General features: G+C 42.6%; 13 protein-coding genes. 9 read left to right on the top strand and 4 right to left on the bottom strand.

The features are described from left to right. Positions 1 to 245: 245 nt before the first annotated feature. A complete protein-coding gene (gene rbfA / locus HPE56_RS18315; protein WP_188245204.1) occupies positions 246 to 638 on the top strand; it encodes a 30S ribosome-binding factor RbfA in 393 nt (130 codons plus the stop codon). A 9-nt stretch (positions 639 to 647) separates the two neighbouring features. Continuing rightward, on the top strand, positions 648 to 1844 hold the full coding sequence (locus HPE56_RS18310) for an ABC transporter permease (RefSeq protein ID WP_188245196.1): 1197 nt from the start codon (positions 648 to 650) through the stop codon (positions 1842 to 1844). On the opposite strand, the gene dusB is transcribed toward HPE56_RS18310, so the two are convergent. Together dusB and HPE56_RS18300 are read right to left on the bottom strand one after the other, a co-directional pair. After that, complete coding sequence (dusB, locus tag HPE56_RS18305; protein WP_188245195.1) at positions 1841 to 2839, bottom strand: tRNA dihydrouridine synthase DusB; 999 nt, start codon at positions 2837 to 2839, stop codon at positions 1841 to 1843. The two genes, HPE56_RS18310 and dusB, sit on opposite strands and share 4 nt — an antisense overlap. A gap of 212 nt (positions 2840 to 3051) precedes the next feature. Beyond that, positions 3052 to 4275 (bottom strand): M20/M25/M40 family metallo-hydrolase, encoded by a 1224-nt coding sequence (locus tag HPE56_RS18300; RefSeq protein ID WP_188245203.1) that lies wholly within the window; start codon positions 4273 to 4275, stop codon positions 3052 to 3054. Positions 4276 to 4313: 38 nt separating this feature from the next. On the opposite strand from HPE56_RS18300, the gene HPE56_RS18295 reads away from it, so the two are divergent. Further along, a complete protein-coding gene (locus HPE56_RS18295) occupies positions 4314 to 5420 on the top strand; it encodes a TolB family protein (RefSeq protein ID WP_188245194.1) in 1107 nt (368 codons plus the stop codon). On the opposite strand, the gene HPE56_RS18290 is transcribed toward HPE56_RS18295, so the two are convergent. Then, positions 5417 to 7831: a TonB-dependent receptor domain-containing protein gene (locus HPE56_RS18290; protein WP_188245193.1), complete on the bottom strand. Its 2415-nt coding sequence runs from the start codon at positions 7829 to 7831 to the stop codon at positions 5417 to 5419. The two genes, HPE56_RS18295 and HPE56_RS18290, sit on opposite strands and share 4 nt — an antisense overlap. A 218-nt stretch (positions 7832 to 8049) precedes the next feature. Here HPE56_RS18290 and lepA point away from each other — a divergent pair, with 218 nt between their 5' ends. The 3 genes from lepA to HPE56_RS18275 all read left to right on the top strand — a co-directional run bounded on the left by lepA (position 8050) and on the right by HPE56_RS18275 (position 12051). After that, on the top strand, positions 8050 to 9846 hold the full coding sequence (lepA, locus tag HPE56_RS18285; RefSeq protein ID WP_188245192.1) for a translation elongation factor 4: 1797 nt from the start codon (positions 8050 to 8052) through the stop codon (positions 9844 to 9846). 199 nt (positions 9847 to 10045) lie between these two features. After that, on the top strand, positions 10046 to 10279 hold the full coding sequence (locus HPE56_RS18280) for a GTP-binding protein LepA (RefSeq protein ID WP_109648474.1): 234 nt from the start codon (positions 10046 to 10048) through the stop codon (positions 10277 to 10279). A 116-nt stretch (positions 10280 to 10395) separates the two neighbouring features. After that, positions 10396 to 12051, top strand: coding sequence for an apiosidase-like domain-containing protein (locus tag HPE56_RS18275; protein WP_188245191.1), 1656 nt, complete (start codon positions 10396 to 10398; stop codon positions 12049 to 12051). On the opposite strand, the gene HPE56_RS18270 is transcribed toward HPE56_RS18275, so the two are convergent. After that, complete coding sequence (locus tag HPE56_RS18270; protein WP_188245190.1) at positions 12040 to 13905, bottom strand: cation:proton antiporter; 1866 nt, start codon at positions 13903 to 13905, stop codon at positions 12040 to 12042. The two genes, HPE56_RS18275 and HPE56_RS18270, sit on opposite strands and share 12 nt — an antisense overlap. A 108-nt stretch (positions 13906 to 14013) precedes the next feature. Here HPE56_RS18270 and HPE56_RS18265 point away from each other — a divergent pair, with 108 nt between their 5' ends. The 3 genes from HPE56_RS18265 to HPE56_RS18255 all read left to right on the top strand — a co-directional run bounded on the left by HPE56_RS18265 (position 14014) and on the right by HPE56_RS18255 (position 18047). Further along, complete coding sequence (locus HPE56_RS18265) at positions 14014 to 14871, top strand: universal stress protein (RefSeq protein WP_188245189.1); 858 nt, start codon at positions 14014 to 14016, stop codon at positions 14869 to 14871. A 3-nt stretch (positions 14872 to 14874) separates the two neighbouring features. Continuing rightward, positions 14875 to 17118, top strand: a complete 2244-nt coding sequence (locus HPE56_RS18260) for a SulP family inorganic anion transporter (protein WP_188245188.1) — start codon at positions 14875 to 14877, stop codon at positions 17116 to 17118. Between the two features lie 68 nt (positions 17119 to 17186). Then, positions 17187 to 18047: an MBL fold metallo-hydrolase gene (locus tag HPE56_RS18255; protein ID WP_188245187.1), complete on the top strand. Its 861-nt coding sequence runs from the start codon at positions 17187 to 17189 to the stop codon at positions 18045 to 18047. The last annotated feature ends 75 nt before the right edge of the window (positions 18048 to 18122 follow it).

The raw sequence follows: 18122 nt of genomic DNA, 5'->3' as shown, positions 1-18122 counted from the left end.
AAATATTATTTTACCTTACTATTATTCCTTCTGTCCCTGCTCTAATGCTGATGAAGCTCTGCTTATCAGCATCCTGACCGTGGCTACGCGTCAGGACCAACTGAGCTATGGGACCCGTAATTTGCGGATGCAATATTAGTGTTTATTTTTAAACGCTGCAAGCATAAATAACCTCAAAAATGTCCATTTTCGTCGAAATATACGCTGAAAACAAATTTACACGTATTTCTGCGTATTTTTGCCTCATGGAAACACAACGACAGAAAAAGATAAGCGGGGTCATCCAAAAGGATATCGTTGATATTTTACAACGCGCCGCCATTGATGGGGGGTTGACCGGTATCTTGATCTCGGTGAGCAAGGTCAACGTAACCTCCGACCTCTCCATTGCCAAGGTATACCTCAGTATTTTCCCCAATAAAGATGCCAAGGAATTGATCAAGGGCATACAATCGAACCAACCCCTGATCAAGCACGAACTGGCCCAACGTACCAAACACCAACTACGGCGGGTGCCACAGCTTTTGTTCTATTTAGACGATTCCTTGGATTATATCGAGAACATTGAAAAGTCATTGAAAAGGGAAGAAAACCCCATTGAAAATAGGGAACTTCTTGAAAAACGTAAAAAAAAGTAGGCCTCTATCTTGAATTTCCCGTTCTACATAGCGCAACGATACCTACGTTCCAAAAGCAGCCAAAACGCTGTGAACATCATTAATTTTGTCACTTTTATCGTCATTGTTATTGGATCGGCTTCCTTATTTATCGTCCTATCTGGTTTTGCAGGCCTAAAGACCTTTAGCCTTTCCTATACCAATATCTTCGACCCTGACCTGAAAGCAACCCCAACCACGGGAAAATTCTTTAGCGTCAACCCCGAACAGGAACAGGCGCTGACCCAGATTACCGATATTACTTCCTTTTCCAAGGAATTGGAAGAACAGGTTTCCTTTACCTATAAGGGCAAAAACCATTTTGCCTACATCAAGGGTGTAGATCAAGGGTATACGACGACAACCGAAATTGATAGTGCGCTTATTTTCGGGAATTGGTTTTATGCGCCCCAACAGGGAGTGGCAGGCATCGGTTTGACCAATAAATTGGGACTGACCATAAACCAAACACGAAACCCACTCGTGGTCATTGCCCCCAAACCGGGCAAAGGTTCCCTTTCGCAAACCAAACCCTATAACGAATTGCCCCTCGTCATCAGTGGCGTTTATTCGGTGGAAGAGGATTTGGACCACAAATATGTATTTACCGACCTATCCCTTGTACAGGCACTTTTGGAAAAAGACACTACTATGGTTTCCGGGATCAATTTCAAATTGCTCCCCAATACCGATACACCCGAACTAAGAAACAAAATTGCCACCATTTTTAAGAATACCATCACCTTAAAGAACAGGGAAGAACTGAACAGTTCGCTCTACCGTATGTTGAATACCGAAAACCTGGCGACCTATCTGATCTTTACCTTGGTGTTGATCATTGCCCTTTTTAATGTGGTCGGGGCCATTATCATGATGATCTTGGATAAGCAGCAGAACTCTAAAACCCTTTTTAGTCTAGGCTCTACGATCAAAGATCTTCGAAGGATTTATTTTGTGCAAGGGGTCATCGTCACTACGGCGGGCGGAGTCATAGGGGTTTTGTTAGCTTCGATTTTGATTTGGTCACAATTGGCCTTTGGCTGGTTAAAGATCACCCCATCCCTATCCTACCCTGTTGAATATCGCTTGATGAATATCCTAATCGTATTGGCCACCATTATGGTCCTGGGCATTATCGCTTCTAAAATTGCAAGTAGTAGGATCACCAAAAAATTGATTTCGATCTAGGAGTCCTTAAAATCATAATCCCCGAACTTTTCCAAAACCTCATTTAAAGTCGAAAATACATCAACGGCATCATCGCTGGTTACCATTTTCATTCGATATTCCTTAAAATTGGGAATACCCTTAAAATAATTGGTATAATGGCGACGGGTTTCAAAAACCCCTAATTTTTCCCCTTTCCAATCAATGGACATCTGTAAATGCCTACGGGCTGCTTCTACGCGTTCTTGCATTGTGGGAGGTGCCAAATGTTCCCCGGTCTTAAAAAAATGTTTCACTTCCTTGAAGAACCAAGGGTAGCCAATACTCGCCCTTCCGATCATGGCACCATCAAGTCCAAAATCATCGCGCATTTTCATGGCGGCCTCAGGGGTGTCTACGTCCCCATTGCCAAAGATAGGAATGTGCATGCGTTGGTTGTTCTTTACTTCGGCAATCGGTGTCCAATCGGCAACCCCCTTGTACATTTGAACCCGGGTTCGCCCATGGATGGAAATGGCCTTACACCCTACGTCTTGAAGTCGTTCAGCGACCTCAACGATCTTTATGGAGTCATGGTCCCACCCCAAACGGGTTTTAACGGTTATAGGCAAATGCGTATGCTCGACCATGGCCTTGGTCAAAGAGACCATAAGGGCGATATCCTTTAAAATTCCTGCACCGGCACCTTTACTGACAACTTTTTTGACCGGACAGCCAAAATTGATGTCGATGATATCGGGTTTCGACTTTTCAACAATCTCTACCGATTGTAACATGGAATCGAGATTGGCACCGAAAATCTGGATGCCTACAGGACGTTCCTTTTCGTATATATCAAGTTTCATGACGCTTTTTGCGGCATCTCGGATCAATCCTTCAGAAGAGATGAACTCTGTGTAAACCACATCGGCCCCCTGTTCCTTGCACAAGGCACGAAAGGGTGGATCGCTCACATCCTCCATAGGGGCAAGCAATAGTGGGAAGTCCGGTAATTGAATGTCTCCGATTTTTGGCATCACATTATTTTGGAATGCAAAACTACGTGAAAAGCGCCCCGAAGCCAAAAATTAAATGAGTCCCCCATCACTTCATGGAATAACATGTCCTATCTGCATGTTTCAAAGGGGTTCTAACCCCGTGGGAAGTATTCATTTTAGCACTTCTGACCAATAGGGCATCCTCGACCACGGTTAAACCCAGGGTCAAACCAAACTTCATCATTTATCAATCAAAAGGTAATATCCACAGTGACCTTTTCCCCGTTTCTGTCTACGACCACCTTAGTGGTATTGCCCTTTTCAAAAGCGGACAAGGCCCGCATATAGCCCATCATATCCACCACGGTACTATCGCCCATTTGAACCACCACATCACCTTTCCGCAGCCCGGCTTTTTGGGCGGGTCTGTCTTCACTGATGCCATCGATACGCATTCCCTTACCATCGAAAAGATAATCGGGAACCACACCCAAGGTCACTTTAAAACGGGGAACTTCATCGCTTTCGTTCTTGGTCTTTTTAAATACCAATTTGGGATTGTCGTCCAGTTCCCTGACCACTTCGGTAATATAGCCCGTAATCATTTGCATGCCTTCATAATTGAGTTTATCGGCATCATCGGTGGGTTTATGGTAGTCACTATGTTGTCCCGTAAAAAAATGCAATACCGGTATATCCTGTAGGTAAAAGGACGTATGGTCCGAGGGTCCTACTCCGGATTCCTTAAGGACCAATTTAAATCCGGGGTTGGTAGCGTTCAATACTTGCTTCCATATTGGGGAAGTACCTGTTCCGCTGATGGAAAGGGTCTTGTCTTCCCGAAGCCTTCCGACCATATCCATATTGATCATATAGGTAACTTCATCTAGATTGATGGTAGGGTTCTTGGCGAAATAATTACTTCCCAACAAACCTATTTCCTCCCCGGAAAAGGCCATAAACAGATAATTGTTGTTTTTGGGTCCGTTTTGCTGTAGACTATCGGCAAGTTGAAGCATTACCGCCACGCCACTGGCATTATCGTCCGCCCCATTATGTATGGCCTTACCTTCCCGGTATAGGGAACCTTGACCTCCCATGCCCAAGTGGTCGTAATGGGCACCGATGATTACCGTATGCTTTGCTTTATTATCGAGAAAACCTATCACATTGGTACCGGTTACGGCCCCTTCACCATGAACATAAGCAACCTCTTGATGGGGATCTGTCTTTGGGGTAAAGGAAAAGGTTTGATAATAAGTGGCCGAATCCCCAGCAGGTTTCAGGCTAAGGCCCTGCATTCTTTCTTTGATATACGCTGCCGCCTGTAACTCCTGTTCGGTTCCCGTGGCCCTCCCTTTTAGGCTATCACTGGCCAAGAAATAAACATCGTCTTGAAGCTTGTATTTCGTTGCCTTTTCTTGCTTACAGGAAACAATCAGAATTAAAATCAGCGGAATTATTATCTTTTTTATCATTTTTGTGCCAAGTTTTTACCAAAAATAAACATCCTATGAGATTTATACTGTGTTTCTCCTTTGTAATCCTTTTCACGAACTGTAAGACCGAGCCTAAAAAGGCGATAGTGGAAAAAGAAAAGCCCACATCACTAATGGCCGGTTCGGATACCCTGATCTACGACGGGGAAAAACATTTCAAATCAATTCGCCAAATTACGTTCGGGGGCGATAATGCCGAGGCATACTGGAGTTTTGATGACCGTCAAATGATCTTCCAATCGAACAATGCCGCTTGGGGACTTGAGTGCGATCAGATGTTCTTAATGGATGTGGATGAAAACTTCAAGGATCGTAAACCCCCTATGGTCAGTACGGGAATGGGGCGAACCACCTGTGCCTATTTTCTTCCGGACAACAAACATTTTGTTTACGGTTCTACCCATTTGGCCGATGCGGCCTGCCCTGAAGTACCCTTGCGTAAAAACGGGAAATACGTTTGGCCCGTTTATGATTCCTTCGATATTTTCGTTGCAGATCTGGAGGGAAATATCACCGCCCAATTAACCGATGAACCAGGATATGATGCAGAAGCCACGGTTTCTCCCAAAGGGGATAAGATTGTTTTCACCTCTACCCGAAGTGGGGATTTGGAACTCTATACCATGAACCTTGACGGAAGCGATGTCAAACAGATTACCGATGAACTGGGATATGACGGAGGGGCATTTTTCTCCCCTGATGGCACCCAATTGATTTTTAGGGCCTCACGGCCCAAAACACCGGAAGCCATTAAGGAATATAAAGACCTTTTGGCACAAGGACTGGTACAACCTACCGAAATGGAACTCTTTATCTGCGATGCCGATGGCAGTAACCTAAAACAATTGACCTTTTTGGGCAATGCCAATTGGAGTCCGTTTTTTCATCCCTCTGGGGAAAAAATCCTTTTTTCGAGCAATTTTGAGGCAGAGAAAGGTTTTCCTTTTAATTTATACCTCATCGATGTTGATGGGAAAAACCTGGAACGTGTAACCCATGGGCAGACATTCGATGCATTCCCCGTTTTCTCGAACGACGGTAAGTATTTGGCATTTTCGAGCAATCGAAACAATGGGGGTGGTAGGGATACCAATCTGTTCATTGCCGAGTGGCAAGATTAAATACGACCCCGTTCATCAACCCGCTTCGATTTCTTATTGCTGCGTATCTTAGTGTTCCCAAACCGATATCTAAAACCTAGGACCAACAATCTACTTTCAGGACGATAATACGAAGTGTTGTTCTGGTTTAAATATTTTCTGGTATTGAAAAGGCTGGCCTCATTAAAAACATCATCGATACCTAAGGAAATACTAGCATTGTTGTCCCAAATGGTTTTACGCAGTGCTATACCCATATTAAAATAATCTTCCTGCCGCGAGTTGCCAAGGATTACCGGGGAAGAATACAGGATGCTGATATCGGCCTTAAGGCTTTTATCGGTTAAAAAAGAAAACCCGCTATTAGATCGTATGTAGGTATTCCACAATCCTTCGCTAATCTTTTGCCCCGAACCCAAATCGGTGAAATTACTTTCCATATATGAGGTTGATGCCATAAAATAAAAACTCCAATTATTGGTAAGGTTCTTATTGACGGTCACGTTAAAACCATAGGCGATATCCCTATCCACATTGGAGCTGATGAATCGCAATATCTCATTCTCATTATCCTGAAACACCAGTAGTTGGTAATTGTTTACCCGATTTTTATAGAACAGTTCAAAGGTATAGGCACGCTTATACGTATACCCACCCACCATATAGTGTCGTGATGAGGGTAAAAGGTCCGGGTTACCCTCGATCACCGAATTGTAACTCTGAAAAACCTGAAAGGGGTTTAGGCTATTGTAACGGGGTCGTGTGATTCTTCGATAATAATGATAATGGAAATCGTGATCATTATTGGGCGTGTATTGAAGTGATAACGACGGGAATAGTTTAAAATAGGTGTCCTTGTTAAATGAATTGAGAACATCCAAATTCGCCTTGGTCTTGGTGAATTCGCCCCTTAGTCCGGCCTTCACATTCCATTTCCCCCATGTATTGTCCATACTCGCATACCCTGCAAAGATACTCTCATCATAGTCGAACGAAGCGGATTCGGTAGGATTGATACCGGGTTGGTCGCGATCGAATCCTGATTGGTCTATCTCATTACCGGAGTGGATTCCTGCAAACCGAAGTCCTGTTTCAAAATTTGAGAACGTACCTATCGGGCTAACAAAATCAGCCTGTAAACTAAAAAGGTTGATGTCCTGGGTAGCATTCGTAAAAAAATCGTTTTGGTCGGTAAGTGCTTGATTGCTATCAAAAAAGGTAGTATTCAAATCTTGTCCACGTTCATAATCGTAATAGGTATAATGGGTGTTCAACGATAATTCGGCCCCTTTTTTTCCAAACTTATGTACAAAATCGAGATAAAAGGAAGTATTTATTTGATCCTCCCCTGAATCGTTTGTCGTGATAAAGCTTGAAAGATCACCGCCATTGGCATCGGTAATATCGGTTTCGGTGGCATATACCCTATTCACCTTTGGACTCCATTGGTTTAAGGTTGAAAGGGTCAGTGTATTTTTTTCATCGAAAACATAATCGAAAAACGCATTGAAATTATGGCGTTTTCGGTGTCGGATATAATCTTCATTGGCTTTCCACGTGGAGGTTACTTCCCCATCCTCGATATAATTCGTTATATCGGTATACTTCGTATACCATTTTTCCTTATTGAAACTATAATTTAAGGACAATCCCGCCTTATTGCCTTTAAAATAGTGGTCGGTACCTATGGTATGTTTTGGATAAACCCCTTGGGTATAACGATTGAATATGGCCCCGTTGTACCCTGCAATAAGGTTCTTGTTCATTTTGATGTTGATCAACATACCATCCTCGGCACTGTATTTTGAAGGGGGATTGGTAATCACCTCAATAGATTCGACATTGCTTGCAGAAGTTCCTGAAAGTAGATTGATGACATCCGATTTGGGAAGGTTTACTTTTCGGCCGTTGATCATGATTCCAATATCCTTATTCCCATTGACCGAAAGCTGATTATTAATGACAACCACCCCAGGGGCACGTTTTAGGGCTTCCCAAATATCGCTGTCAGAAAGGGCCGTATTCCCGATATTGAACACCAAACGGTCGACCTTGCGTTCGATTCTTGGTTTTTGGGTAGATACAACCACCTCATCCAACATTTGGGCGTAATTACTAATCGACAATGCACCAACGTTCATATCGGAAGTCATATCCACAGCCACATAATCAGATTCATTCTCGAGGTAACTGGCTTTAAGAAGGTAATTGCCAGATGGTATTCCGGTAATCTTGAAAAGTCCTCTTTCATCCGAGGAAGACCCATTGATCAAAACAGTATCCGTGGGACTTAACAACAAAACATTGGCCAACCAAACAGGCTCTCCTTCATTACTGATCACTTTCCCTTGGATTGAAAATTCCTGGGCCTGTAACAAAAAACTGGACGTTAATAAACAAAGGTAGGTAAGGAAAAGTTCTCTATAATTCACGTAACTAAATAATTGGCCCGTGAATTTAACAATTATTAACCGAATAATCCTACAATATAATGTGCGATTCATCGAGAATACCATAAAAAACCCTCCTATCTATAAATACGCCAAATCAACTACGGTTTATTTTACATTATATTTGCACTTTTAAAGGAAGTACGTCTAATTACAAAGACTTAGGGTCTTACATAAATGACATTTAATCTGAAGCGTAGTTGAAAAAAATAAGAAACTTTTGCATTATTGCCCATATTGACCATGGTAAAAGCACCTTGGCCGACCGGTTGCTTGATTTTACAGGTTCTGTGACAGAACGTGAAAAAAAGGAACAACTTCTCGATAGTATGGATCTTGAACGTGAACGTGGCATCACTATTAAAAGTCATGCCATTCAAATGGACTATGTCTATAAGGGTGAGGAATATATCCTTAACCTGATCGACACCCCAGGCCACGTAGATTTTTCCTACGAGGTATCCCGTTCCATAGCGGCCTGTGAGGGAGCACTATTGGTCGTCGATGCCGCGCAGAGTATTCAGGCTCAAACCATAAGTAACTTATATCTTGCCTTGGAAAATGACCTTACGATCATTCCTGTACTCAATAAGGTAGATTTACCAAGTGCCAACCCAGAGGAAGTAACCGATGATATTGTAGATCTTTTAGGCTGTGATGCCGACGAGATCATTCCCGCCAGTGCCAAGACCGGTATTGGTATCGAAGAGATCCTTACGGCCATTATTGAACACATTCCACCACCAACGGGCGTTGCCGACGAACCTTTACAAGCCTTGGTCTTCGACTCCGTTTATAATCCGTTCAGAGGTGTGGAAACGTACTTTAGGGTTATTAATGGCGAAATAAAAAAGGGACAAAAGATAAAATTCGTTGCCACGGATAAGGACTACTATGCGGACGAAGTAGGTACCTTGAAATTGACGCAACATCCCAAACAGGTCATTCGAACCGGGGATGTGGGTTATTTGATTACCGGTATAAAGGATGCCAGGGAAGTCAAAGTGGGTGATACCATCACCGATGCCAACAATCCTACCGTAAACCCCATAGCAGGTTTTGAAGATGTAAAACCCATGGTTTTCGCAGGAATATATCCGGTGGATACCGAAGATTTCGAAGAGCTTCGTTCCTCTATGGAGAAATTACAACTTAACGATGCTTCCTTGGTGTTTACACCTGAAAGTAGTGCGGCCTTAGGCTTTGGATTTCGTTGTGGTTTCCTAGGCATGCTTCACATGGAAATCATCCAGGAAAGACTGGAACGTGAATTTGATATGACGGTAATCACTACCGTACCCAACGTAAGTTACCATGCGTATACACGAAAGGATCCTGAAGTTCCCTTGATTGTGAACAATCCTTCCGACCTTCCCGATCCTTCAACAGTAGACCGTGTGGAAGAGCCTTATATAAAGGCCACTATAATCACAAAGGCCGATTTTGTGGGTAACGTAATGTCGCTATGTATTGAAAAAAGGGGAGTCATTACCAATCAGACCTATTTGACCACCGAACGGGTCGAATTGAATTTTGATATGCCCTTAGCGGAAATAGTATTTGATTTTTACGATCGATTAAAGACCGTATCCAAAGGGTATGCTTCTTTTGACTATGCCCCTATCGGAATGCGTACCTCTAAATTGGTTCGGGTCGATATTCTTCTGAACGCACAACCCGTTGATGCCTTATCGGCCCTTATACATGCTGATAATGCCGCCAATATAGGAAAGAAAATGTGTGAAAAATTACGGGAGCTTATCCCAAGACAACAATTTGATATTCCTATTCAGGCAGCCATCGGATCAAAGATCATTTCCAGGGAAACCATCAAGGCCCTACGAAAGGATGTTACCGCCAAATGTTATGGGGGTGATATTTCGCGTAAACGTAAACTGTTGGAAAAACAGAAGAAAGGAAAGAAACGGATGCGTCAAGTGGGTAATGTGGAAATACCACAGCAAGCCTTTATGGCCGTTCTAAAATTGAACGATTAAGAAAGCCCCTACACCTGGGTTTTTGTTCTTTTTCCGATATCGGTTGAATATCTTTCGGGGTAAGACCACCTCTAATCATTGCTGTAATATATTGACCTTATGGGGTTTTTGTGGTTCATGGAAACGTATGGATAATGAAATTTTTCAATTCCAATTATTCAAAATTACGCCGTATCTTTGTACTAAATTTCCTTAGTTAATGACGCTTTATATTGCACAGTTTACAGCTAAACACCGCATCATCCAAGTAGAGGAGAATTCGATTTTTATGTGGCGACAGGATAGTGGGGAGATCGATACCTCGATGCTTGCCGATAAAATTAAAAGGGAGTCTTCCGTTCATTTCTTCAATATGGTGGCCGGTAAGAATTATAAAATAGACCTTGAGGATATTACCGTTACCATTTGGCGGGCAGAACCTTTTAACGGATAGACCGTTTAAAATTACCCACAAGTACACCCTACACATACACGACATAAAATACCAAGGGACACATCAATCCCAATACGTTAATTTTAGTACCTTTCTATACTCATTTTGTAAAGACCATGAAAAATAGAAGTGCTATAATCGTTCTGGTATTGCTGGGGATTTTCTCATACGGCCAGGAAGTCCGTGAAAAAGTATCCCAATGGACAACCTTTGAAATTTCCTTAACCGCCGCATTGGATTACGGCAATCCGTACACCGATGTTGAGGTATGGGCCACTTTTACCAACCAAAAAGGGGATTCCCTGGTAAGACCTGCCTTTTGGGATGGTAACAATACCTGGAAAATTCGTTTTGCCCCAACCGATGACAATCAAATGTGGGCATGGAGGTCCTATGCCTCCGAAAAGGAAGATTCAGGATTGCATGGCCAATCGGGTCGATTCAAATCTATCCCATATTCAGGAAATAACGATTTACTGCGTGAAGGGTTGTTGAAAATAAGTCCGGGCCATAGAAATATCATGCACCATTCGGGCAAGGCCTTTTTAATGGTTGCCGATACGCCTTGGGCCATACCCTTTAGGGCTACCAAACAACAAGTAACCGCATATGCCCAAGACCGACAGCAAAAAGGCTTCAATACCGCGTTAATGATGACCCTTCAACCCGACATGAACGCTGATGGGCCTAATGAACGCAATACGGTCATGGGTTTTAAAAGGGCTTTTAAAGATCTGTCCGATGGACACATCAATACAATGGACATTGCTTACTTTCAGTACTTTGACTCCTTGGTTCAAATTCTCATCGACCATGGAATAGTCCCTGTATATCAACCTGTTTTTCACGGATTTGGATGGAAAGGATTACAAGTACTGGGAACTAATATCGATCCCCAGGAATATGTGCGCTACTCCAAATACCTCCTAGCCCGATATGGAAGTATGCCCGCCCTATGGTTAATCGCCGGAGACCATAACGGAAAGGACCCCGGAGTTAAGGAGAGTGGGGAAATGCTCCAAAAATGGGATTGCTATCAACAACCCGTTGGCATACATTATAACCCCTGTGATGATTATGTGGCCACATGGGCCAAGGGCGACGATCCACAGAAGCATTGCATGCATTATAACAAAACCTATCAGGATGAGGTATGGTTGGATTTCCAATGGGCGCAAACCGGACATGAAAGCAAGCATCTTTACCACAAAGTAGAGCGTATGTATGAAAACCAACCCACAAAGGCGGTCGCCAATGGGGAGCCTACCTATGAAGGCATGGGTAATGGTCAAAATGGACTCGGTTGGTGGCAGGGTGAAGAAGCATGGATGCAGTTGATGCACGGTGGCACTATGGGTGTGGTTTACGGTGCAGCATGCCTATGGCAATGGAAGATAACACCAGATGAAAAAGGGTGGGATGCCTGGACAGACCAACCTCTTTCTTGGGAAGGGGCGCTACAGTTGGAAGGGGCCACCTATGTTGGCCTTGTAGGCGAAATCACCAAGCATCTGGATATTACAGATATAGAAAAAAGATGGGACCTTGCCGATGGAAAACCTTTATTGGCCAAGGAAGGTGAATTGTATATTTCCTATTTAGGAAATGGTGGGGAACTTACCATCATGGACTTGCCAAAAAACTTGGATTATACCTGGATAAACCCAAAAAACGGGCTTCCAAAACAAATGGGGAAAGTGACACATGGGAATTTCAAGGCCCCGGACGACAACCCTTGGGTATTAGTGATCAAGAAACCATCACTTCGTTGAAATTTCGGCTTTCAATGCATTCTCAGTCTCATCGATATCGAACATTTTTCCAAGATAAACCAACTGATAACCTTTTTTTACGTCCTTAAACTGGTCACTGTGGGAAGAAATGATCTTTAGTTCCCCATCAGGGGTTTTCAAGAAGATCGGAATAATATCATCATCTTTGTTGGTAATCGCAATCAAATCCTGATAATGTTCCTGCCCGTTCAAGGTTATTTCATGAATGGCAGGATATTTCCTGGCCGCCTCTATTAATTTGATAAAATCATCGGTATTGGAAAACAAGCCTTCCTTGGGATTGTTCTCGGAATCGATCATCTCATCGGCATCGACCAAACGGAACGAGCCGTTTTCCCCAAATTGTTTTTCGAATTTCTTAATGGCAAATTTGTTGATATCCGAGTTTCCCGTTAGGGCCATCAAATAACCAACATCATTCAATTCGATGTTATCGGTAAGCGAATCAGAGTAGATATTGGCCGTAAAAGCCTCCAATCCTATTTTTTTTGCCTTATTGATATTCGATTCATTATTGTCGATAAGGACCACATGCCTGTTGTTCATTTTTAGATAATGCCCAATCAATCGCGATACCTTGGAGGCCCCAATAATGACGATACCCTCCGATTTTGTCAAGAAGACCCCAACCACCTTTGCGAAAATTCGCGCTGTGGTGGCATTGAGTAAGACCGTACCCAGTACGATCATAAAAACCAATGGCGTTATATATTCGGCATCGACCTCTCCCCTCAACATCAATTTGGAACCAAAAAGTGAAGCAATACCTGCTGCTACGATTCCCCTTGGACCCACCCATCCGATGAATAACTTTTCCTTGGGTTTCAAATTGGATCCCGAAGCACTAAGAAATACTCCCAAAGGCCTAATCACAAAGACGACTATCGCAAAAAGGATAACGGTATTCCAGTTATAGATCAATTCGAGATCGGACATGTTGATGTTGGCGGCCAATAAAATAAAAAGGATGGAAATCAACAATACACTCAGCGACTCCTTAAAATACAATAGCTCTTTAATATTGGGCAAATCCATATTACCTAAGACCATACCCATGACAACTACAGCCAATAATCCGGATTCATGCGCAAAAATATCCGATTCCACAAAAACCAATAAGACCACCGATAAAGAGACCACATTGAGTAAGTAGTGCGGTATAAGGTTTTTCTTGATCGCAAAAGCCAAGGCATGCGCAAAGGTAAATCCAAAGGTAAATCCGAAAAGGAGGATCTTACCAAACTCGATCAAAGCGGTCAGGGTATAGGCTTGTTCTTCACCGACACTTATAAATTCAAATACCAATACCGCGACCAAGGCGCCAATGGGATCGATTAAGATGCCTTCCCACTTCAAAACCGCGGAAACATCCTTCTTTAAGGGAATGTTCCTCAAAATCGGAGTGATTACCGTAGGACCTGTTACGATAATCAGGGAAGAGAATAAAAATGATATTTGCCAGGTTAACCCGAAAACATAATGAGCGGCCAAACCTGCACCAAAAAATGTAACCACGGAACCTACCGTAATCAATTTCGTGATGACCGGCCCCACATTGATTATCTCAGACCGCTTTAAGGTTAAGCCCCCCTCAAATAGGATAATACTAATGGCCAAGGAGACGAAATAGTATAAGCCTTCCCCAGGGAAAAGACCTTTTTGGCCGTTCCAAATAGGCTCTATTAACTTGCTTCCATCCTCAGTGAACAAAGTAGCGATGGGTCCAACCAACAAACCGATTAAGATAAGTGGTAAAATGGCCGGTAATTTTAAACGCCATGCCACCCATTGCGCAATAATTCCAAGTATTACGATTCCTGCTAATTCAATCATTCATCAAATTTTAACGAAAAATACCTTTTTATTGCTTAATGTACAATATATAGCTACAGCAATTTGCTTAATAATAATGTAGTATCTTGGACTACCCAAACAATTTAGATGCCACCCAAAATACATCCGTTCAAAACCATTCTATTTGGCTTTGCCTTTTCGCCTTCCTTAAAGGCGAATGTTTTGGAAACAGCCCGTATTGCCCATTACTTCAATGCTAAGTTGATCTTGTTGCATGTGGGTGAAAAAACTGTTGAAAAGCAAAAAACAATCAATGGGATAATCACTGAAATCCAACATAGGGAACTCCCTATCGATATAAAATGGCAAGAGGGTAAACCTTATGATGTTATCTTGCATACCTGCAAAAACCAACACATAGACCTATTGATCCTCGGGGCTTTACAGCACGAAAATATGTTTCAATTTTATGTGGGTTCCATTGCGCGGAAACTAACAAGGAAAGTCTGTTGTTCCGTGCTATTGCTCATTAAACCATCTACCGTTCGAGTAGCCTGTAAGCATGTTGTGGTCAATGGTTTAAATGCACCGGATACCCCTTTGGCGATTACCGATGCCTTTTACGTGGCCAACGCATTGGATGCCCAACAATTGACCATTGTCGAAGAGATAAAACAAAGTGAAATACATGTAACGGTAAAAGATGACCGCTCCTTGAAAAAGGCGAATTTGGTCAAGGAACGGCTTAAGCACCGTGAAGATTTCCGCATACGCAAAATATTGGCCGACCTTCCTGCCTCCTTGACCAATACGGTCAAAGTAAAGACCCAAAGTATATTTGGTAAACGAGGCTATTCCATCGGGCATTACGCAGAAGTCGTAAGGGCCGATCTTTTGGTCATGAACGCACCCACCAAAATTGGATTGCTCGACCGTATTTTTAAACATGATCTGGAACATATCCTTTCAGACCTACCAACTGACCTTTTAATCATAAGAAGATAAACAGTGCCTGCAAAAACCAACCAAACCAAGAATTTCATCACGGCACTACCCAAAAATATCTTTGCGGGTTTTGTGGTGTCATTAATTGCATTGCCTTTAGGCCTTGGCTTGGCTTTGGCGAGTGAGGCGCCACCCATATCGGGAATCATAGCGGCGATCGTTGGTGGTGTGGTAACCGCCATCATAGGAGGGGCCAATATTACCATCACCGGACCCGGAAATGGCCTAGTCATCGTGCTTCTGGGGGCCATAACCACCCTAGGGGCAGGAGACATGCACCAGGGATATCTGTATACCTTGGCCGCCATAGTAATCTCCGGAGTTCTAATGGTACTCTTGGGATTCATAAAAATGGGTCGTATGGCCGATTTTTTTCCGGCATCGGCCATTGAAGGCATGTTGGCTGCCATTGGTCTGGGAATTTTTGCGAAGCAATTCCATATTATGATCGGCCATAATAATGAACATGGAAGCATCATAAGCCTGTTGGCCCAAATCCCCAACGGAATTTTCGAACTTTTCCAAAACTTTGACCTACCCGCCGTCGTTGCTGCGGGAATAGGTTTTGTGAGTCTTTTGATTATGATCTTATACTCCAAGATCAGGAATGAATATTTTCAATTGATACCGGCCCCCATGTGGATTCTTATTTTGACGGTGGGTCTAAGTTATCTTTTGGCCGCTTTGAACATCCCTTATCCGTTGGATGAATCCTATTTGATCAACATTCCCGATAATGTGATGTCTAACCTCGCTTTCCCTGATTTTTCCAAAGCCTTTCAATTCGATTTTATTGAAGCCGTGGTCGCCATTACATTGATTGCAAGTATTGAATCGTTGTTGAGCATAAAGGCCGTTGATAAATTGGACCCCCAAAGCAGAAGATCCAACGTAAACAAGGATTTAAAAGCCTTAGGTGTCGCTACAACCTTGAGCGGATTTTTAGGGGGGCTGAATGTGGTTACGGTGATCGCAAGGAGTTCGGTCAATGTGAATAACGGAGCCACGAATAGGTCTTCCAATTTTTTTCACGCCCTATTTTTGATTGTTTTCGTTTTGCTCTTCCAAGATCAATTGCGTAAAATCCCATTAGCGGCATTAGCTGCGATACTGGTCTATACAGGCTACAAACTTGCCACGCCCAAGACCATTACCAAAATCGCTAAAATCGGGAGGGAACAAATCATTATTTTCTTTGTTACCCTACTGACCACCTTATTCACCAATCTGATTACGGGAATATTCGCAGGCATTGTAGTAACATTTGTCATTCACGCCGTAATCAACAAGGACATTGCTTTTTTCCTGTCGAATTTACTGAAACCCAATATCCTTTTATACAAGGAAAAGGATGAGGGCAACTTTTATGTGAGTGTCAAATACTTTTGCACTTTTGTCAATTTTTACAAGCTCAAGGCCAAACTCGATATGGTTCCGGAAGACCAGGATGTCATTCTCGATTTTTCACTTTGTAACTTCGTCGACCATACGGCTTTGGAAGGGTTGGGGAATTACACCGAAACCTTTGCCAAGAAAGGAGGCAATATTGAAATCATCGGCTTGGACAAACACATAACCGATTCGCACCACCCCTTTGCGATCCGTAAGGTCCTTCCGTTCGATAAGCTTATGCCCATAGAACGTTATTTTACGAAAAGACAAAAACTGCTCAAGTCAACAGCCCAAAATTTCAAATTGTCCTATGCGGCACAAAGAAATACCCGTACTGGTTTTTTAAGCAATTTTGTGTTCTTTAGGAATAGGGACATACCCTACACCTACAATACCTTATCAAATGAGGATAAAGGATATAGGCTGTGTGATGTCGAATTTACCGAAGGTACCTTTATCGCTAGGGAAGCCGTTAAAACAACGGTGATGCACATACTGCTGGATTTTGATATCCCCGTTTTTACATTGGATAAGGAAGGCCTGTTGGATTTTAAATATAGTCTCGCCGGATTTAAGGATATTGAGATTGATAATCATCCGGACTTTAACAAACGATTTTTTCTTAGTGGTGAAGACCCAGAGGCCATCTTGTCTTTGTTCTCCGATGACTTGATCCTTTTTCTGGAAAGCCACCCTTATTACCATATAGAATCCAACGGGTCATCCCTACTTATCCTAAAAAAAGAAAGACTATTGAGTGTACAGGAAATAAAGGCCTTGCTCTATTTTGGTCAACAGTTTAATGCTTTGGTCCAAAACCATCAAAACAGCTATATTTTTGTTAAAAACACCTAATAAAATAGGAACCACAACAGATAAACTCCACACTTTTATTAATTTGCACTTTTTTTCATTAGAGCGCAATGACATTATATCCTATTGAAACCGGTAATTTTAAGTTAGATGGCGGTGCCATGTTCGGGGTTGTTCCTAAAACCATTTGGAACAATACCAACCCTGCCGATAGTAATAACATGATAGATATGGCCGCTCGAAGCCTCCTGATCGAGGATGGCGACAAATTGATTCTCATTGATACAGGTATGGGAAACAAGCAGTCAGAGAAATTTTTCGGCTATTACTATCAATGGGGCGACCACTCCTTGGATAAATCCCTCGCGAAATATGGCTTTCACCGTGACGATATCACCGATGTGTTTATGACCCATCTTCATTTTGACCATTGTGGCGGAAGCATTCAATGGAACAAGGACCGAACGGGATATGAACCAGCCTTTAAAAATGCCCATTTTTGGACCAATGAAGAACATTGGCAATGGGCCATAGAACCGAACGTTCGTGAAAAAGCATCTTTTTTTAAGGAAAATCTACTCCCCATGGAAGAAAGCGGACAACTTAAGTTCATTGCCAGGAACGACCGTACCTATATCGAAAAATCAGAATTGGGCTTTGGCATACTATTTGTCGACGGACATACCGATAAACAAATGCTGCCCCACATTAAATACAAAGGAAAAACCTTGGTCTTTGCGGCTGACTTACTGCCCACTACAGGTCACATTCCCGTACCTTATGTAATGGGATATGACACACGGCCATTATTGAGTTTGGACGAAAAACAAGTGTTTATGGATAAGGCCCTGTCAAATGACTACTACCTCTTTTTGGAGCATGATGCCCACCATCAAATCTGTACCCTAAAAGACACAGCCAAAGGGGCACGATTAGACAAAATATACACCTTCGATGATTTGTTCAATTAACACCTAATTATCCACGTTTATCAGAATTTTAAAAACCCCCATACTTCACTACATACACTAATCATAGAAATTAAT

The organism is Maribacter aquimaris, from assembly GCF_014596745.1.
GTDB classification, from domain to species: Bacteria; Bacteroidota; Bacteroidia; order Flavobacteriales; family Flavobacteriaceae; genus Maribacter_A; species Maribacter_A aquimaris.
The sequence above is the reverse complement of the archived record's forward strand: the minus strand, read 5'-3'. Positions and strand labels throughout refer to the sequence as shown.